Source organism: Nonomuraea sp. NPDC049309, from assembly GCF_043196965.1.
Classification (GTDB): Bacteria; Actinomycetota; Actinomycetes; order Streptosporangiales; family Streptosporangiaceae; genus Nonomuraea; species Nonomuraea fastidiosa.
Map to the genome: position 1 here is coordinate 42,525 of NZ_JBICSH010000001.1, position 20,030 is coordinate 62,554.

At 72.9% G+C, this 20,030-nt stretch carries 8 protein-coding genes; 4 read left to right on the forward strand and 4 right to left on the reverse strand.

Annotation, left to right across the window (positions count from 1 at the left end):
- Window positions 1-92: 92 nt before the first annotated feature.
- Together ACGFIM_RS00165 and ACGFIM_RS00170 are read right to left on the reverse strand one after the other, a co-directional pair.
- The gene (locus ACGFIM_RS00165) at window positions 93-779 is read right to left on the reverse strand and encodes a D-glycero-alpha-D-manno-heptose-1,7-bisphosphate 7-phosphatase (RefSeq protein ID WP_393199553.1); all 687 of its coding nucleotides are present in this window, start codon (window positions 777-779) and stop codon (window positions 93-95) included.
- A gap of 255 nt (window positions 780-1,034) precedes the next feature.
- A complete protein-coding gene (locus ACGFIM_RS00170) occupies window positions 1,035-2,264 on the reverse strand; it encodes a Gfo/Idh/MocA family protein (RefSeq protein WP_393192164.1) in 1,230 nt (409 codons plus the stop codon).
- 71 nt (window positions 2,265-2,335) lie between these two features.
- On the opposite strand from ACGFIM_RS00170, the gene ACGFIM_RS00175 reads away from it, so the two are divergent.
- On the forward strand, window positions 2,336-3,478 hold the full coding sequence (locus ACGFIM_RS00175; RefSeq protein WP_393192167.1) for an ROK family protein: 1,143 nt from the start codon (window positions 2,336-2,338) through the stop codon (window positions 3,476-3,478).
- 27 nt (window positions 3,479-3,505) lie between these two features.
- Here ACGFIM_RS00175 and ACGFIM_RS00180 read toward each other — a convergent pair whose 3' ends face one another.
- Entirely contained in the window at window positions 3,506-4,453 is a 948-nt protein-coding gene (locus ACGFIM_RS00180; protein WP_393192170.1) for a hypothetical protein, read from the reverse strand.
- A gap of 632 nt (window positions 4,454-5,085) precedes the next feature.
- Window positions 5,086-6,450 carry an MFS transporter gene (locus ACGFIM_RS00185; RefSeq protein ID WP_393192173.1) on the reverse strand — a complete coding sequence of 455 codons (1,365 nt, stop codon included), beginning with the start codon at window positions 6,448-6,450 and terminating at the stop codon, window positions 5,086-5,088.
- A 413-nt stretch (window positions 6,451-6,863) separates the two neighbouring features.
- On the opposite strand from ACGFIM_RS00185, the gene ACGFIM_RS00190 reads away from it, so the two are divergent.
- Genes ACGFIM_RS00190 through ACGFIM_RS00200 form a run of 3 tightly spaced genes read left to right on the forward strand, consistent with a single transcriptional unit; the run spans window position 6,864 to window position 20,030 of the window.
- Window positions 6,864-8,345 carry a class I adenylate-forming enzyme family protein gene (locus ACGFIM_RS00190; protein WP_393192176.1) on the forward strand — a complete coding sequence of 494 codons (1,482 nt, stop codon included), beginning with the start codon at window positions 6,864-6,866 and terminating at the stop codon, window positions 8,343-8,345.
- Window positions 8,346-8,368: 23 nt separating this feature from the next.
- Window positions 8,369-14,563, forward strand: coding sequence for an amino acid adenylation domain-containing protein (locus tag ACGFIM_RS00195; RefSeq protein WP_393192179.1), 6,195 nt, complete (start codon window positions 8,369-8,371; stop codon window positions 14,561-14,563).
- Window positions 14,564-14,600: 37 nt separating this feature from the next.
- A complete protein-coding gene (locus ACGFIM_RS00200; protein WP_393192182.1) occupies window positions 14,601-20,030 on the forward strand; it encodes an amino acid adenylation domain-containing protein in 5,430 nt (1,809 codons plus the stop codon).

A 20,030-nucleotide genomic window follows, 5' to 3' on the forward strand; every position in this document is an offset into this window, starting at 1 on the left:
CGAGAGCCGCGCGGTCGCGCCCGCCGAGGGCCGGGCACGGCTTCGACCTCAGTTCCTTCAGCGAGCACTCGCGCAGCCGCCCGCTCGCGCTCTCACTCCGGAGCGCCGACCACCTTGAGCGCCGCCGCGGTGAGGTCGTCCACGACGGGGCAGGGCGGAGCGTCGCCCCAGGCCCGCTCGGTGGCCCGCCCGTCGCCGGTGCGGACCAGGATCGGGCGGACGCCGGCGGCCTGGGCGGCGGCGATGTCCGACGGCCGGTCGCCGATCAGATGGCTCCTGGACAGGTCGAGGTTCAGCTCGGCGGCCGCCCTTTCGATCATGGCGGGGATCGGCTTCGGCGGATCGCCCACGTTGCAGCGATCGGCGACCACGGCCTGCCCGGCCACCGGAGTGCTGTAGATCGCATCGACGGTGACGCCCTCGTCGCCCAGCAGCGCGCACATGCGATCGTGCACCTCGCCGAGGGTGTGCTGCTCGGCGTGGCCGAGGCCGACGCAGGCCTGGTCGGTCACCACGACCAGCGCGTACCCGTGGTCGCGCAGCAGTTGCGCCGCCGGCAGCAGGTGCATCGCCTCCGGGCCGTGCCGGTAGGTGGGCAGGGTGTTGACGCAGCCGTCCCGGTCGAGGACCGCCTTGCGCGCGGGCGCGTCACCGGCGAGCCCGACCTGCGTGTGGCGGACGGCCCCGGCCCGGTCGCCGTCGAGCGCGATATCGAAGATCCGGTACGGATGGGGGCGCTCGACCAGGGCGGGTGTGACGCTGAAGGCGGTCGGTCCGATCGGCGCCGGCTCGACCCCGGGGGCGCGGGCCGGGGCCGAGCAGCGACGAGTCGACGCGCTCCCGCTCGGCGGTCGGCGTGAACGCCACCAACGCCCAGCTCCCGGTCAGCGACGTCGCCGTCTGCGCCAACACCGTCCACGGCGGCGGGTCCGGCTACAGCGCGAACGTCACCTTCCGCCGGGAAGCGCAGCGGTGACGCCCTGGCGCGGCGCCTCGGAGGGGCCTGGTCACCAGGCCCCTCCGAGGGGCGCGTGTCAGAGGGTGACGAGGGTGACGACCGTTCCGGTGAGGCGGGACTCCTCCGCCGCCCAGGCGATCTCGTGGCTGTGCAGGCTCTCCTGGGGAGCCGACAGGATCGCGGCGGGGTCGTCACCGGTGAGCGCGTCCAGGAAGGCGGCGATCAGGCCCTGGTCGCCGCCGCCGTGGCCGTCGGCGGGCGGGTTCGTCTCGATGACCTCGACCGCGCCCGTCACGAAGTCGGTCACGCTGATCGTGGCGCCGTCGCCCTCCAGGTAGCCGCGGGTGCCGAAGATGCGGGTCTTGCGGTGCGACATCGGGGAGAACGCGGTCATCGTGAACGAGGCCGTCGCCCCGCCGTCGAAGTCCAGGCTCACCACCTGGTGGTCCACCACGTCGTTGTCGCAGGCGTACACGCACCTGCCGTACGGGCCCTCGCGCAGCGCCCGCAGCAGGCCCGCCTCCGTCGGGTCGTCGGTCAGCACCGACAGGGGCCAGCGCTTCTCCTCGCCGACGTAGGGCGCGTAGATGCGCCTGGCGTCATAAGGGCACTCGGCCGCGACGGCGCAGTCGAGGCAGCGGTCGGCGGCGCCCGGCGGCCGGTTCTCCGCCCTGAAGTGCTTCAGGCCGCCGAACGACGACACCCGGGTGACGCGGCGGCCCATCACGTACGTCAGCCAGTCGAGGTCGTGGCACGACTTGGCGAGCAGCATGAACGTGGCCTGGTCCGCACGGCGCCAGTTGCCCCGCACGTACGAGTGGGCGTGGTGCCACCAGCCGACGGGCTCCAGGTGCTCGATCGTCACGATCTCCCCGAGCCGCCCGCTGCCCAGCACGTCCTTCACCTGCCGCGTATAGGTGGTGTAGCGCAGCACGTGACAGACCGCGAACAGCACGCCGGAACGCTCGGCCGCCGCGACGATCCTGCGGCAGTCCTCAAGATCGGTGGCCATCGGCTTCTCCAGCAGCACGTGGTAGCCCAGCTCGGCGAAGCGCACCGCCGGTTCCACGTGGTCGGCGTCCAGCGTCGCGATCACCACCGCGTCCGCGAGCCTGGGCCGCTCGGCGAGCGCCCGCCAGTCATCGAAGGCCAGGGCGTCCGGGTGCTCGGCGAGCAGCGCGTCCCTGCGCCGCGGATCGGGCTCGGCCACGGCGGCGAGCCTGGCGCGGCCGTCCATGGTCGCGTACCTCGTGTATTTCGTCCCCCGGTCACCCGCTCCGACCAGGGCCAGCCCGATGCGCGGCATAGTGTCACTCCAATTATGAGAAGATGCGTCATAAAGCTAGAGTTGCCGCAGTCCCACGGTCAAGAGGATTTATGACGACTCATGGCGTAACTCATGACACGGCGCTGCTGCGCCGGCTCAACACCCGCGCCACCCTGCAGGCGCTGCGCCGGGGCGGGCCGCAGACGCTGACGCAGCTCGCCCGCGCCGCCGGCCTGTCGCGGCAGACCGCCGAGGCGGCGCTCGCCGACCTGACCGCGCGCGGGCTCGCCCGCGAGGTCCCGCCGGCCGGGGGCGGCGCGGGCCGGCCGGCCCGGCGCTTCGCGTTCCGCGCCGACGCCGGTCACGTCGCCGGCCTCGACGTGGGGCCGCGGCGCATCCTCGCGGTGCTGGCCGACCTCAACGGCGACGTGGTCGCCGAGCACCGGATCGACGTGGACGAGCGCCTGCCCGCCGCCGAGCGCCTCGCGCTGGCCGAGCGGGCCGCCACCGCCTGCGCCGAGACGGCCGGGGTGGCGCGCGGCGGCGTGTGGGCGGCCACGGCGGGCACCTCCGGCATCGTCGACCGGTCCGGAAGGGTGACGCTCTCGACCCTCATCCCCGGCTGGACGGGCCTCGACCTCGCCGGGCAGGTGGGCCGCTGGTTCGGCTGCCCCGGCTTCGCCGCGAACGACGCCAACCTCGCCGCCGTCGCCGAGCACTGGCGCGGCAGCGCACGCCACGTCGACGACCTGGTCTACGTGCTCACCGGCTACCGGGCGGGCCACGGGCTGCTGCTCGACGGCCGCCTGCGCACCGGCCGCACGGGCAGCGCCGGCGAGCTGGGCAGGGTCCCGTTCACCGGCTGGGAGGACGCCTCGGTGGTGCTCGCCGAGGCGGGCCGCGAGGCCGGGGAGCTCTTCCAGGCCGCGCGGGCGGGCGAGCGGCAGGCGCTGGCGCTGGTGGACCGGCTCGCCCACGGGCTCGCGCGGGGCGCCTCCGTGCTCGTGGCCGCGGTGGACCCCGAGCTGGTCGTCGTGGGCGGCGGCCTCGTGCGCGGGGGCGGGGGAGAGGTGCTGCTCGAACGCATCCGTGCGCACCTGGCCGAGATGTGCCTCAACCCGCCGGAGGTCGCGCCGTCCACGTTCGGCGAGGAGAGCATCGCCTACGGCGCCGTCCGCCTGGCCCTCGACCACGTCGAGCGGAAACTCATGGAGCCGTACGAAGAGTCCGCTTCCGGGCACAGCGCACGATGAGCCCTTCGTCCCCGGCCGCGAGATGCGTCAGGCGCCCGCCCGGCAGCGGTCGAGCACGTCGGCCACGGCGGGAATGTCGCGGTGCTCGGCGAGCCGCCGCAGCACTGTGGCCGCCCGCCGGCGGGCGCGGTCACTGGACATCCCAGCCGACAGGTCGAGCATCCTGCCGGCGACTGCTGCCGCCTCCTCGGGCTCGTTCGCGTCGACCAAGGCGACGGCGAGCCATGACGAATAGATCGCGAGTTCGCGGGTGCGTGCGGTGTCGTAACGGGCGAGCACCTCGGTCAGCAGCGGGATCGCCCGCAGCGGCCGGCGCAGCTCCGTGTACGCGCGGGCCTCCATGATCTGCAGCTCGCTTTCATCGACCCAGTACAGGTAAGACGGCTCGGCCTCACCGGTGCCCGCGGCCAGCGCCTCGGCGGCGCTGCCCAACGCTCGTACGGTCGCCTGCACGTCACCTGCGCGAGCGTGCGCCCACGCTAGGCGATCCCAGGCCAGAGCACGCGCACGGGCCGAGGGGATCGGCGCCGCAGCGGCGAGCGATGCCTCGGCGAGTCCCACGGCTGCGACCGGATCGCCGACATTGCTGATCTGATAGGCCAGGGAGCCCACGAGGTTGGATTCCACGATACCGTCGCCGGCTTCACGGGCCGCGCCGATGCCGAGCCGGTAAAGTTCGGCCGCGCGCCGATGCCTCCCGGCGTCACCGGCGATCCACCCGGTGATCTGCGCGAACTCTCCCACGAGGCCGAGCAGACGACGCCCTACCTCGTCGCTGTGGCTCGTCTGACGGTAGATGGTCACGGCGACATCGAGTTCCCGCAAGGCGGAACCGATCAGATCTCCCCCGGCGATGACGTCGTCGGCCAAGCGCAGCGCATGAACGCGCGAGACGAGGGCCGCCACGATGTCGGTCCCCGCGTGGCATCGGCCGCCCGATGTAACCCGGCCGAGCAACTCGTCGATGGGTGACAACACAGACCCCTGGTCGAAGGGAGGATATCCGCGTCGCTTCCATGATGTCCCTCCCCGTGCGGGTTCATGCCGACTCGGCGGCCGACGAACCCGCACTCCCGCCTTGCCGTCGCCGCCGATGTGCCGTCCATCCGCGCCCTGGCCTCGGCCAGCGCCTCCGCCTGGTGGAGCCGGTCGTCGCCGTCGAGGGTGAGCGTGACACCGGAGGCGCCGGCCTCCGCGTACGCGTGCAGGCGCTCGGCCACCTGCTCCACACCCCCGGTGACCGGCACGTCCCCGGCCTCCCTCCGGTGACATGCGAGACACCTCCACCACGACGATGGGCGGGACCGGGGCGGCGGGGCCGAGCGTGACCTCCGCGTCGCCCACCGTCGTCGCCTCACCGCGGATGAGGCCGGGCGGCAAGCGCAACGCCTCGTCGGTCCGGCGCCCCAAGCCTGGCCTTGCGGCCCTATGACGACGTCGGCCGCGCTTGATCGCGTCGTGGCCGAGGTCCTCCAGGCGCCGCGCCACGGCGAGGCCGGGTACGCCGTCCGGCGTCATGGGCAGGCCGGTGCTGATCCGCATGGGTGGTCCTCTCGTTTCTCCGGATCACGCGAGAAACCCGACCAGGGTTGAGGCCGACCGGCGGGTCAGGGCCTGGCCTGCTGAAGGTCCTCCGGCTCGGCCGCCTCCTCGGGGGCCGCGGAGGTGACGCGCTCGCTGAGCCGCCGGTACGGGCGGCTGCGCAAGGCGGCGACGGTGGCGAGCAGGCCGACGAGGCCGGCCGCCATGAAGATGACGGCGAGCCCACGGTCGGTGCCGGTGCCGAACCAGCCGCCGATCGCCCGGGCGCCCGCGCCGTCCGTCATGAACGGGATGACCACGAACTGCGCGATCGGCGAGATCAGAAACGCGGTCAGCGGCGAGGCGGCCTGCTCCACGCTCTGCGCGAAGCCGAAGACCCGCCCCTGCCGCTCGTACGGCACCACCTTCTGCAGGATCGTCTGCTCCGCAGCCTCCGCGTACGGCATGAGCAGCATGTAGACGTACATCCCCAGGCAGAGCAGCACGATCGAGGAGCGCAGCGGGAACAGCACGGTCACGCCCCACAGCACGAGGTTGGTGAGCAGCAGCACCCGCAGCGGGTTGCGGCTCAGGCCGGTACGCGAGACGAGCAGCCCGCCCGCGATGAACCCGGTGCTCAAGACGCCCCAGAGCAGCCCCCACACCTCCACCGGGACCAGCGTCAGCCCGTACGGGTCCATGAGCGCCATGAAGACGCCGCCGAGGAAGTTGTTGAACGTGGTGAACAGGATCAGCGCCGTCAGCCCCGGCACCTCGCCGACCAGCCGCATCGTGCCGCGCAGGTCCACGGACCGTTCCGGCGTCTCCCGCGAGGGAGCCTCAGGATTGCCCGGTACGCGGACGGCGGCCAGGTGCAGCAGCGCGAGCACCAGCGTCCCGAGGCTGAGCACGAGCACCCAGAACATGCCGCCGAGCGCGACGAGCGCGCCGCTGAACACCGACGTCACCAGGAAGCTCACCCCCGTCGAGCCGCCGACCAGCCCGTTGGCGCGGTCCCTGCCCTTCTCGGGGATCAGCAGCGTCACCAGCGTCGGCAGCGCGATCGTGCGGATGTTGCCCGCGATGACGCCGAACATCAGCAGCACGACCATCACCCAGAGCGGCACGCTCGCCGGATCGGTGAACGACTCCTCCGGCACCGACAGGTAGACCGTCAGCGCCCCGATGTAGAGCACGAGTGACGCCAGCGCCGACACCTGCATCATCGTCTTCTTGGAGTACTGATCGACCAGGCTGCCGAACCAGATGCCGGACAGCGCCGTCAGCACCAGGAAGATGCCGGAGATCACGCCGGTCGCGAAGACCGAGCGCGTCCGCAGGTAGACGTAGAACGTGATGGCGAACCAGGCGGTGCTGTTGACCACCGACACCAGCACGGTGTTGGCCAGCACCTGGTAGAAGGTCCTGCGATCGCCCGGGATGACGCTCACGCCGCGGCTCCTGCGGCCAAGGATGTGCTTTCGCGCACGGGCTGCGCGCCGCGCCTCATCGTCGTGTCCTCTTCGTTGTCCATCGACAGGTTTTCCGTTCTCACGGGTCGGTGCGAATCCATCGATGGAGGAGACTCGCCGCGGCGGGCGAACTCATCGCTGTGCGGCGGCACGGCGGCGAACCGCCCGGCCGCGCGGGCCGAGGCGCTGCGGTTCAGCCGGTCTCCGGCCGGAGCCGCCGCAGTCTGAAACTTTCGGCTAACTTCTTAAAATTTCCCTCTGTTGTTGCCGGTGCGAATTGCCTATTCTTCGGTCCATACGGTTTTCGGTGCGGCCGTATTAGGCGTGTTCTGGGTGGTCTTCGAGTCAAGGAAGCGTTCCATGGTTACGAAAAGTTTCGGTCACGTATCGTGGTGAAGGGTAACGCTGGGCTGCTGGTGCCGGATCTGCTCGCGCGCCGCGCCCAAGAGCAACCCGAGAGCCCGGCGCTCGTGGTGGCCGAGGTCGGGACGCTCACGTTCGGCGCCTGGGACCGGCGCAGCAACGCCGTCGCCCGCACGCTGATCGACCGTGGCCTGGCGAGCGGCCGGCGGGTCGGGCTGGTCTTCGACGAACGGGACTGGATCGACCTCGCCGTCGCCTGGTGCGGCGTGATGCGAGCGGGCGGAGTCGCCGTGCCGCTGTCCGCGCGGCTGGCCCCCGCCGAGTTACGCCACGCGCTGACCGACTGCTCCGTGAGCGCCGTCCTGCACGGCCCCGGGATCGATCCACCGCACGTGGGCGACTGGCGGGGAACGCCGGCGGACCTCGAGCAGGCGGACGACGGCCCGGTGCGCAGGGACCTGGAACCCGGCGGGCTGGCGCAGATCATCTACACCTCCGGCACCACCGGCAAGGCCAAGGGCGTCGGCGCCACCCACGCCAACCTCGCCTACGGCCTGTCCGCCGACCCCAAGCGCCGCAGCCTCCTGCACTCCCGGCACTTCCTGCACGCCTTCCCCATCGGCAGCAACGCCGGCCAGACCATGCTCGTCAACTCCCTGGGCGCCCGCCCCGCCGCGCTGACCATGCCGCGCTTCACGCCCGCCCGCTTCGCCCGGCTGATCGAGTCGTACAAGGTGGGGACGGTCTTCGTGGTGCCAGCCATGGCCATCGAACTGCTCAACGCCCGCGTCCATGAGCGGCACGACCTGTCGAGCGTGCGGCTGCTGGGATCCACCGCGGCGAGCCTGCCGCCCGCCGTCGCGGCCGGCATGGCGAAGGCGTTCCCGAAAGCGACGATCGTCAACTACTACACCTCGACCGAGGCCGCTCCTGCGCAGACCGTGATGATCGTGGACCCCACGCGGCCGGCCTCGGTGGGACGCCCGCACTCGGGCGGCGATCTCAAGATCGTCGGTCCGGACGGGCGGCCCGCGAAGACCGGGGAGACCGGCGAGGTCTGGCTGCGCTCGCCGGTGGGCACCCGCTCCTACTACCGCGACCGCGGGCTGAGCGAGACCGTCTTCAAGGACGGTTGGGTGCGCATGGGCGACGTCGGCTACCTCGACGCCGACGGCTACCTCTACCTCGTCGACCGGGAGAGCGACGTCATCAAGTCCGGCGCGCACAAGGTGTCCACGCTGCAGGTGGAGGCCGCGCTGTACGAGCATCCGTCGGTCGCCGAGGCCGCCGTGGTCGGGGTGCCGCATCCGGTGCTCGGCCGGGTCACCGCGGCCGCCGTCGTGACCAGGTCGCCGGTCAGCGCCGCCGACCTGCGCACGTTCCTGATGGACCGGCTGGCCAGGCACGAGCTGCCGAGCCGGCTGCTGTTCGTCCCCGAACTGCCGAAGAACCACCTCGGCAAGGTGGTGAAGTCGCGGCTGCTCGACCTGCTCCGGCCGGACGCCACCTGACCACGATCACAGGAAGAACGCACATGACGCACTGCCAGGAGAGCGTGCCGGCCTCGTACGTCCAGCAGGACATGTGGGTCGGCGAGCACATGGGAGCGGGAACGGCGTACCACATGCCGCTCGCCCTGTGGTTCGACGGCGACCTCGACGTGCCCGCGCTGCTCGGCGCGTGCGAAGCGATGGCCGCCCGGCATCCGGTGCTCGCCACCGCCGTCGCCGAGAGCGGCGACGGGCTCCGGCTGGTCCCCGCCGCGCGACCGTCCGTGACGGTCGCCGGCCGGACCGATCCCGACCGGCTGATCCGGGAGGAGAGCGCGCGGCCGTTCGACCTGGAGAAGGGGCCGCTCGCCAGGTTCACGCTCGCGCAGGCGGGCGAGCGGCGGCATCTGCTGCTGTTCGTCGCCCACCATCTGGTCTTCGACGGCATCTCCAAGGACATCCTGGTACGCGACCTCGCCGCGGCCTACAGATCCGAGTCCCTGACACCGCTGCCGCTCACCCGGCAGGAGCCCGCGGCGGACGTGACGGCGGAGGCCGGCGAGTTCTGGGCCGCACGCGAGCCGGGCGAGATCATGCTGCCGGGGCAGCGGCGCACCGGGCGGCGGTACGGGCCCGGCGAGCAGATCGACGCGGGGCTCGACCACGAGCTGACCCGCTCGGCGCGCAAGGCCGCGGCGGCGACCGGCGCCTCGACCTTCGAGGTGCTGCTGGCCGGCGTGCACGCGCTGCTGTTCCGGTACGGCACGGAGCACGTGGCGGTCGCCATCGACGTCACCACCCGCGGCCCCGAGACCCGCGACCACATCGGCGCGTTCGTCAACGAGCTGCCCGTGCTCTCCCGGCCGGAACGCGGGCAGAGCTTCCGCGCGTTCGTCGGCGAGCTGCGAGACGAGCTGCGCGCGGTGTACCGCTTCCGCGAGGCGCCGCCGAGGCGGGTGGCACTCCCCGTCTCGATCAGCTATCGCCGGCAGGAGCCCGACCCCGTCTTCCCCGGCCTGACGGTCACCGTGGACCGCATGATGTTCGCGGGCGGCGCGCGGAACCCGCTGCACCTGCAGATCGTGGACGGCCCCGAAGGCCTGGCCCTGTGCGTGCGCTACGACCCGGCGGCCGTGGACCGCGACGTCGCCGCCCGCTTCGCCGACGGCCTGCGCGCCCTGCTGCGGCACGCCGCCGACGATCCCGGCACCCGCCTGGGCGAGCTGGACGTCATGCCGGCGGAGCAGGCGCGGCGGATGCTCGTCGACTGGAACGACACCGAGGTCGCCTACCCCGCCGATGCGACGCTGCCGAGCCTGTTCGCCGAGCAGGTGCGGGCCCGTCCCGGCGCGTGCGCCGTCACCTTCGACGGCAGGACGCTCACGTATGCGGAGCTGGACGCGCAGGCCGGGCGGCTGGCCGCCAGGATCAGGCAGGCCGGGGTCGGGCGCGGCGAGCTGGTCGCCGTGCACCTGCGCCGCTCCGACCTGCTCCTGGTGAGCCTGCTCGCCGTGCACAAGGCGGGAGCCGCGTACCTGCCGCTCGACCCCGATCACCCGGCGGAACGGCTCGCCATGATCGTGGACGACGCCCGTCCCGTGCTGGTGCTGTCCGAAACGGAGGCGCCTGCCTGGCCGGTGCTCCTGGTGGACCGGGCGTCCCTGGAGACAGGGGAGGCGCTCGCGGAGCCGGTACGGCCCGGCGACTCGGCGTACGTGATCTACACCTCGGGCTCGACGGGCCGGCCCAAGGGCGTCGAGGTCGACCACGGCAACCTGGCCAACCTGCTGCTCGCCATGCGCGACCGGCTCGGGTCGGGACCCGCCGACGCCTGGCTCGCGCTCACCTCGCCCGCCTTCGACATCAGCGCACTGGAGATGTACCTGCCGCTGATCACCGGCGGCCGGGTCGTCGTCGCGCCGCACGGCGCCGTACGGCAGCCGGAGGCGCTGGCCCGGCTGGTCGCCGAACAGGGCGTCACGCACGTCCAGGCCACGCCGTCGGTGTGGCGGCTGCTGCTGCCCGGCGGCCTGGCCGGAGTGACGGCGCTGACCGGGGGAGAGGCGCTGCCGCCCCGGCTCGCGCAGGAGCTGCGCGAGCGCTTCCCCCGCGTCGTCAACGTCTACGGCCCGACGGAGACCACGATCTGGAGCACGTACGGCGAGCCGGGCGACGGCGACGTCGTCACCATCGGCCGGCCCCTCGCCAACACCCGGATCTACCTGCTCGACGAGGCACTGCGGCCGGTTCCCCAGGGCGTCGCGGGCGAGCTGTGCATCGGCGGGGCCGGGGTGGCGCGCGGCTACCGGGGCAGGCCGGCGCTGACGGCGGAACGCTTCGTCCCCGACCCCTTCGGCCCTCCAGGAGCTCGGCTCTACCGCACCGGCGACCTGGCCCGTTACCGGGACGACGGCGAGATCGAATTCCTCGGCCGCAGGGACGGGCAGGTCAAGCTGCTCGGCCACCGGATCGAGCTCGGGGAGATCGAGGCCAGGCTGCGCGAGCATCCCCAGGTGGGAGAGGCCGCGGTGGTCGTCCGTGGCGAGGGAACGGACGACCACCGCCTGATCGCGTACGTCGTGCCCGCCCAGGGCGAACCCGGCGCCGGCGATCTGGCCGCCCACCTGGCCAGGACCCTGCCCGCCGCCACGTTGCCGAGCGCGTACGTCCTGCTGGACGCCCTCCCGCTCAACCCGATCGGCAAGCTGGACCGCGCCGCGCTCCCCGAGCCGCCGCGCAAGACCGAGCCGGCACAGGAGACCGAATCGGCGCAGAAAGCCGAATCGGCACAGGAAACCGGATCGGCACAGGAAACCGGATCGGCACAGCAAGCCGCGCCGCCGGGCGACGACGCCGGGGCGCTGGTCGAGGAGGTGCGGCGGATCTGGTGCGAGGTGCTGGAGCTGGACGACGTCGGCATCGACGACGACCTGTTCGACCTCGGCGGGCACTCGCTCACCATCACCCAGATCTCGGCCAGGATCAGGGAGAGCCTGGGCGTGGACGTGTCGCTGGACGCCTTCTTCGACGACCCGACCATCCAGGGGGTCGTCGAGGAGATCGTCCGGCTGCAGGGTGACCGCCCGGCGGCGGAGATCCCGCCGCGTCCCGAGGGGGTCGTCCCGCCGCTGTCGTTCGTCCAGGAACGGCTGTGGTTCCTGCAGAAATTCGACCCGGACGACGCCTCCTACAACATGTACCTGGTGCTGCGGCTGCGGGGCGAGCTGGACACCGGTGCGCTGCAGGAGGCGCTGGACGCGGTGGTGGCCAGGCACGAGAGCCTGCGCACGTCGTTCGCCGACGTGGACGGCGCACCGATCACGGTCATCCACCCGCCGGGCCCCGTGACCGTCGAGCGCATCGACCTCGCGGGATCGCCGAGCGCGGAAACCGAGGCGCTGCGGCTCGTCGCCGAGCGCACGAACGCGCCGTTCGACCTGGAAGAGGCGCCGCCTCTGCGGGTCAGCCTGCTCCGGCTCGGGCCCGGCGATCACGTGCTCTGCTTCGTGCTGCACCACATCATCGCGGACGGGACCTCGATCGGGATCCTCTTCGACGACCTCTTCGCCCTCTACCAGGACCGGGACGCCGAGCTCCCGCCGCTGAAGATCCAGTACGGCGACGTCGCCCTGTGGCAGCGGGAGCAGGAGTCCGAGGAGTCGCTGGCCTACTGGCGCGACCAGCTCGCCGACCCGCCCGTGCTCGACCTGCCCGCCGACCTGCCGGGCGGCGAGCGGCCCGAGGGCGCGTTCCACACCTTCACGGTGCCCCCGGAGCTGGTGTCCCGGCTGGAACGGATCGCGCAGGAGCACAACGCGTCGCTGTTCATGGTGCTGGTCGCCGCCTACCAGGTGCTGCTGGCCCGGCACACCGGGCAGGACGACATCCTGGTCGGCACCCCGTGGGCGACCAGGGACCGGATGGAGCTGGAGCCGGTCATCGGCTACCTCACCGACACGCTGGTCCTGCGCGGCGACCTGTCCGGGGACCCGCGCTTCGCCGAGCTGCTGGAGGCGACCCGGCGTACCGTGCTCGACGCGCACGCCCACAGGACCGTCCCCTTCGAACGGCTCATCGGCGAGCTGGGCGTGCCCCGCGACCTGAACCGCAACCCGCTGCTCAGCACCATGCTCATTCTGCACAGCGAGGCGGGAGAGGGGGCTCCGCCCGAACGGGTCGGCGACCTCGGGGTGGAGCTGTTCGACGGCGGGTACCGGCAGGCCAAGTTCGAGCTGTCGCTGGAGTTCTGGCGCAACGAGCGAGGGCTGCTCGCGGTGCTCGGCTACGACGTCACGCGGTATCGGGCGGACACCGTGGAGGGGCTGGCCGCCCGGTTCGAGACCCTGCTCCAGGGCATCGCCGACGCCCCCGAGACCCCGATCTCCCGGCTGCCCCTGCTGACGGAGGCCGACAGGGCCGTGCTGAAGGCGTCCGGACCGGCCGTCCCCGGCGACGGGGAGAGCGTGCCCGCGCTCATCAGGCGGGCCATGGCCGCCCACCCCGACGCCACGGCGCTGGTGCAGGGCGGCGAGGCGATGAGCTACGCGCAGCTCGACGCCAAGGTGGCGCGGCTCGCGGCGGCCCTGCGGCGTCGCGGCGTCGCGGACGGATGCGTGGTCGGCGTCTGCCTGGAACGGTCGGCCGAGGCCATCGTGGCCCTGCTGGCCGTGTGGCGGGCCGGCGGCGCCTACCTGCCGCTCGATCCCGCCTACCCCGACGAACGACTCGCGTTCCTGATCGCCGACAGCGACGCCCGGCTCGTGGTGACCGACGCCGGGCTCGCCTCGCGGCTGCCGGAGCAGACGGTCGTGCTCGTCACCGGCGACGAGGCGGGGCCGGGCGAGCCCCACTGGTACGGCGACTGGGACCCGGTCGAGCCGGACGACCCGGCGTACGTGATCTACACCTCGGGCTCGACGGGCCGGCCGAAGGGAGTGCTGGTCGAGCACGGCGGCCTGGCGGCGCGCGTGCACTGGATGCGGGAGGCGTACGGGATCGGGCCGGACGACCGGATCGCGCAGTTCGCCTCGCTGAGCTTCGACGCTCACGCCGAGGAGCTGTACCCGGCGCTGGCGGCGGGTGCGAGCGTGCTGCTCCTGCCCGACGGCGCCGCGTCGCTGCCCGACGTACTGCGCACCCCGGCCGGCCGGCGGGTGACCGTGCTGGACCTGCCGACCGCCTACTGGCACCGGCTCACCGAGGCGCTCGGCGACGTCACCTGGCCGGAGCCGCTGCGGCTGGTGATCCTCGGTGGCGAGCAGGTGCACGCGGCGGCGGTGGCCAGGTGGCGGGAGCGGTTCGGCGACCGGGTACGCCTGATCAACACCTACGGGCCGACCGAGGCCACCATCATCGCCACGGCCCACGACCTCGGCGCGGACGACACCACGGGGCGCCCGCCCATCGGGCGGCCGATCGCCGGCACGACGGCGCACGTCCTCGGCCCGCACGGCGAGCCCGTACCGCCCGGCTGCCCCGGCGAGCTGTGCCTGGGCGGGGCGGGACTGGCGAGGGGCTACCTGGGCCGCCCGGCGCTGACGGCCGACCGGTTCGTCCCCGACCCCTTCGGCCCGCCCGGCTCCCGGCTCTACCGGACCGGCGACCGGGTGCGGTGGCGGCGGGACGGGACGCTGGAGTTCCTGGGCCGGTTCGACGCCCAGGTGAAGGTGCGCGGCTTCCGGGTGGAGCCGGGCGAGGTGGAGGCCGTCCTGCTGGCCCAGCCCGGCGTCCGGCAGGCGGTGGTGACGGCCGACGGTGAACGGCTGGCCGCGTACGTGGCCGGGCCGGCCGAACCGGGCGAGCTGCGCGAGCGCCTGGCCGCAATCCTGCCCGCCCATCTCGTGCCCACGGCCTGGGTGAGCCTGCCCGAGCTGCCGCTCACGATCACCGGCAAGGTCGACGTGGCGGCCCTGCCCGCGCCCGAGCCCGGCCCCGCCGCGGAGTACGTGGCCCCGCGCACCGACGCCGAGGTGCTCGTGGCCGAGGTCTGGCGCGAGCTGCTCGGCCTGGAGACGGTCGGGGTCCACGACGACTTCTTCGCCCTGGGCGGGCACTCCCTGCTCGCCACCCGGCTCGCGGCCCTGCTGCGCAACGCGGTCGAGACGGAGGTGCCGATCCGTACGGTGTTCGACCACCCGACCGTCGCCGGGCTCGCGGCCGCGGTCGAGCGGCTGGTGATCGAGCAGCTCTCGGCGCTCACCGACGCCGAGGCCGCGGAACTGCTGGAGGTGGGGGAGTGAGGTGCTCGGAGGCGATGGTGCTGAGGAAGGTGGCGCGGTGACGGGATCGAACGAGCTGTCTGCGGCCAAGCAGGCGCTGCTGGCACAGCGGCTGCGGCGCGGGGCGGCCCCGCGCCGCACGATCCCCGCACGCCCCGGCGGCGAGCCGCCGCCGCTGTCGCACGCGCAAGAGCGGCTGTGGTTCCTGGAGCAGTTCGCGCCGGGCACCGCCCAGCTCACGATCCCGATCCGGCTGCGGCTGCGCGGCCCGCTCGACACCGAAGCCCTGGCCGCCGCGCTCGACGCCGTCGTGGCCGGGCACGACGCGCTGCGCATGCGCTTCCCCGCCACCGAGGACGGCCGCCCGCGCGTCGTGCTCGCCGCGGACGCCACGCTCCCCCTCACCGTCCGCGACGCGCCCGACGAGGCCGCCGCCAAGGAGCAGGCCGAGCGGTTCCTGGCGGCCCCGTTCGACCTGGCGGCGGGTCCCATCGCACGGGCGCTGCTGATCAGGCTGGGCGACGACGACCACGTGCTGGTGATCGCGATCCACCACATCGCCGCCGACGGCTGGTCCGCCGACGTGCTGCTGCGCGAGGTCTTCGCCCGCTACGACGGCCGCACACCGCCCGCCCCGCAGGTCGGGTACGCCGACTACGCCGCCTGGCAGCGCGGCCTGCCCCCGTCCCAGCGCGACCTGGACTACTGGCGCGACCGGCTGGCCGGCCTGGAACCGCTGGACCTGCCGGCGGACCGGCCACGCCCGCCCGAACGCACCTACTCGGGCGCCGCTCACTCGTTCACCCTCGACCCCGAGGTGGCCGCCGCGCTGGCCGGGCTCGGCCGCGCGCACCGGGCCACGCCGTACATGGTCATGCTGGCCGCGCTCGCCGCGCTGCTCGGCCGGTACGCGGGCACCGAGGACGTCGCCGTGGGATCGCCCGTGGCCGGCCGCCAGGTCCCCGAGCTGGACGGCGTCATCGGCTGCTTCGTGAACATGCTCACCATGCGGGTGGACCTGACCGGCGACCCCACGTTCGCCGAGCTCATCGACCGGGTGCGCGACCTCGTCCTGGACGCCTTCGCCCACCAGGACCTGCCGTTCGAGCAGCTCGTCTCCGAGCTGGACGTGCCGCGCGACGTGTCCAGGTCACCGCTGTTCGGCGTCATGTTCGCGATGCAGAACTACCGCCACGAGGCCATCGACCCGCCCGCCGGGCTGACCGTCACCGACTTCCCCGTGGACTCCTGGGCCACCCGCTACGACCTGGAGCTGTACGCCGGCGACGACTCGGGCGGCATGTTCGTCTACAACACCGACCTGTTCGAGCCGGACACCATCGAACGCCTGGCCGGCCATCTGTGCACGCTGCTGGAGCGGGTCGCGGCCGACCCCGGCACCCCGCTGTCCCGCATCGACCTGCTCACCGAGGACGAACGCCGCCAGGTCCTGCACACCTTCAACGACACCGCCACCGAATACCCCGGCCCCGCCACCCTGCACGGCCCCATCGAGGCCCAGGCGGCCCGCACTCCCGACGCGGTCGCGGTGCGCTTCGAAGGGCGGTCACTGACGTACGGCGAGCTGAACGCCCGGGCGGACCGGGTCGCCCGCACGCTGCGCGACCTCGGCGCGGGCCCCGGCACGGTGGTCGCCGTGTGCGCCGAACGCTCGCTGGAGCTGCTGCCCGGCCTGCTCGGCGTGCTCAAGGCGGGCGCCGCGTACCTGCCGATCGACCCCGAATACCCGCCGGACCGGGTGGCGTTCATGCTGGCCGACGCCGCACCGGCCGTGCTGCTCACCCAGCGGAGCATCCGCCCGGACCTGCCGGACACCGGCGCGACCGTCCTCGACCTGGACGACCCCGGCGTGTGGACCGGCGCGGAAGGACCGCTGCCCGAGGTACGGCCCGACGACGTCGCCTACGTCATCTACACCTCCGGCTCCACCGGCCGCCCCAAAGGCGTGCCGAACAGCCACGGCGCCATCGCCAACCGGCTCGACTGGATGCAGGACCGCTTCCGCATCGGCGAGGCCGACGTCGTGGCGCAGAAGACGCCGCTCAGCTTCGACGTGTCGGTGTGGGAGCTGTTCTGGCCGCTGCGCTGCGGGGCCAGGCTGGTGCTCGCGACGCCGGGCGGCCACAAGGACGCCGCGTACCTGCGCAAGCTCATCACCACCGAGGGCGTGACCACCGCCCATTTCGTCCCGTCGATGCTGGCCGTCTTCCTCGCCGAGAACGGCGGCGCGGGGTGCGGCTCGCTGCGGCGGGTGATCTGCTCCGGCGAGGAACTGCCCGCCGACCTGGCCCGCCGCTGCGTCGCCGCGCTTCCCGCCACCGAGCTGCACAACCTGTACGGGCCCACCGAGGCCGCCGTGGACGTCTCCGCCTGGCACTGCCGGCCGGAGACCCTCACCTCGGCGGCCCGCGTCCCGATCGGCACCCCCATCGCCAACACCGCCCTGTACGTCCTGGACGCCGCCATGTCCCCGGTGCCGATCGGGGTGCCCGGCGAGCTGTTCATCGGCGGCGCCGGCCTGGCCAGGGGCTACCTCGACCGTCCCGCGCTCACCGCCGAGCGGTTCGTGCCGAACCCGTACGGCCCGCCGGGCTCGCGCCTCTACCGCACCGGCGACCTGGTCAGGCGCCGCCCCGACGGGGTGCTGGAGTTCCTCGGCCGGCTGGACGCCCAGGTCAAGCTGCGCGGCCTGCGCATCGAGCCGGGCGAGATCGAGGCCGCGCTGCGCGCGCTGCCCGCCGTCGGGGACGCCGCCGTGATCGTCCGCGACGACCGCCTGGTCGCGTACGTCACCCCCGGCACCGGCGAAGCCCTGGACCAGGCGCTCGACCAGGCTCTCGACCAGGCTCTCGATCATGGCGCGCTGCGGGCCGAGCTGAAGAAGACGCTGCCCGACTACATGGTCCCCGCGAGCTACGTCACCCTCGCCGCCCTGCCGCTGAGCCCTAACGGCAAGCTGGACCGCCGCCGCCTGCCCGCACCCGTGGCGACCAGGGACGCCACGGTCGAGTTCATCGCGCCCGGCACCCCCACGGAACACGCGCTCGCCGCCATCTGGAGCGAGCTGCTGGGCGTCGAGGTGGTCGGCGTGGACGACGACTTCTTCGACCTCGGCGGCCACTCCCTGCTCGCGACCCAGGTGGTGGCCCGGCTGCGCCAGGAGACCGGCGCCGTGGTCAGCGTCATGGACGTCTTCAAGCACCGCACCGTCCGCGAGCTGGCCGCGCTCGCCGACACCCCGCAGGACCGGCGCGGCCCCCGCGCGCTGCTGCACCGGCTGACCGCCGCCGGCAGCACCAGCCCGGTCCTCAGCTACGTGTGCGTCCCGTACGGCGGCGGCAGCGCCGTCGTCTACCAGCCGCTCGCCGACGCCCTGCCGGACGGGCACGCGCTGTGGTCGGTGGCGATCCCCGGTCACGACGTGGGCATGGACGAGGAGAGGCTGCCGTTCGACGAGCTGGCCGCCGGGTGCGTGCGCGAGATTTTGGAGAAGGTCGAGGGTCCGATCGTCCTGTACGGGCACTGCGGCGTGGGCTCGGCGCTGACCGTGGAGATCGCCCGCCGGCTCGAAGCCGCCGGCCGCGAGCTGGACGGCATCTACATCGGCGGCATCTTCCCGTTCGCCCGCCCGCGCGGCCGGATCATGTCGCGCATCGCCAAGATCGCCGAGGCCGAGCGGCTGCGCAGCGATCAGCGCTACGTCAACTGGCTGATCTCGCAGGGCGTGGACATGAGCGACCTCGACCCCGCGCAGGCCCGCCGCATCGTACGGAACATGCGCCGCGACTCGCGGGAGGCCGAGGACTACTACACCCGCCTGTTCGAGTCCGGCACGCAGCGGCTGCGCGCTCCCGTGATCAGCGTCGTGGGGACCGAGGATCCGGCGACGGACTACTACCAGGAACGCTTCCGCGAATGGCACTTCCTCACCTCGGTGTCGGCGGTGGTCGTGCTCGCAGAGGCGGGCCACTTTTTTCTGAAATATCGGGCGCAAGAGCTCGCCGAGATCGTCACCACCGTCCACCGGAACCTGAAGGAACCGGCCGGTCCCCGCCCGGCCGGGCCGCCGCGACGCGATGGCCGTACCTGGTGGCTGCACGACGTGTCGCACGCCGACACGATGCCCGCCCCGACCGGCGTCAGGCCCGGCATTCCGCGCTTCCTCGCCATCGCGCTCAGCCAGCTCGTCTCCATGACGGGATCGGCGCTGACGGAGTTCGCCGTCCCCCTGTGGATCTACACCACGACCGGGTCGGTGGCGAAGTTCGCGCTCATGGCGGTCGTCGGCCTGGTGCCGGGCATGCTGGTGGCACCGGTCGCCGGCGCGATCATCGACAGGACGAGCCGCCGCCGGGTGATGCTGGCCGGAGACGCCGCCGCGTTCACCATCCAGCTCGCCTTCGGCGTGCTGCTCTGGACGGGAAATCTCTCCGTCGACATGATCTACCCGCTCCTCGGCTGCCTGTCCGTCGCACTCACGTTCCAGCGCCTGGCGTACTTCTCCGCCGTCCCGCAGCTCGTCCCCAAGCACTACCTCGGGCACGCCGTCGGCATCACGCAGCTCGGCAACGGCACCGCCCAGCTCCTGGTGCCCATCTTCGCCGTCGGGCTCATGTCGGCGATCGGGCTCGGCGGCATCCTCCTGCTCGACATCGCCGGCTACGCGGTCGCCATCGCCGTCGTGCTGGCGGTGCGCTTCCCCGACAGCATGCCCTGGCGGCGCCGCGAGTCGATCAAGGACGAGATCCTCGGCGGCCTGCGCTACTCCCTCGGCCACCGCGGATTCGTCGCCATGCTGCTGTTCTTCGTCGTGCTGAACGTGTTCCTCGCACCGCTGCTGCTGATGTTCTCGCCGCTGGTGCTCTCCTTCGCCGAGCTCGCCGACGTCGGCAGGATCTCGTTCCTCGCCGGACTCGGGACGTTCATCGGCGCGCTCATCATGGTCGTCTGGGGCGGCCCGCGCCGGCGGCGCCTGCGCGGCGTGCTGCTGTGCAGCCTCGTGCTCGGCTGCTTCTGCCTGCTCACCGGCCTGCGCGCCGACCTGGTCGTGATCGCCGCCGGCGTGTGCGGCATCACACTCTGGATCACCCTGCTGAACGGCATCTACACCACGATCGTGCAGGTCAAGGTGCCGCAGCGGTTCCACGGCCGGGTGTTCGCGATGAACACGCTCATCGCCTGGTCCACGCTGCCCATCGGGTACGGGCTCGTCGCGCCGTACGCCGCCGGCCTGCTCGACCCGCTGCTGCTGGACGGCGGCCCGCTCGCCTCGACGGTCGGAGCGGTCATCGGCGTCGGCCCCGGCCGCGGCATCGGCCTCATGTACGTGCTCTTCGGCCTCGCCATCCTCGCGCTCACGCTGGCCGCGATGCGGGTTCCGGCCCTGGCCCGCTTCGACGACGAGGTTCCGGACGCCGTCGCCGACGACCTGGTCGGCGTACAAGCCCTGCGACAGAAGGAGGAATGA

Excerpts from the sequence above, each read along its gene's own strand:
- ACGFIM_RS00170 (WP_393192164.1), bottom strand. The coding sequence starts at position 2,264 with ATGCCGCGCATCGGGCTGGCCCTGGTCGGAGCGGGTGACCGGGGGACG.
- ACGFIM_RS00175 (WP_393192167.1), top strand. The coding sequence starts at position 2,336 with ATGACGACTCATGGCGTAACTCATGACACGGCGCTGCTGCGCCGGCTC.
- ACGFIM_RS00195 (WP_393192179.1), top strand. The coding sequence starts at position 8,369 with ATGACGCACTGCCAGGAGAGCGTGCCGGCCTCGTACGTCCAGCAGGAC.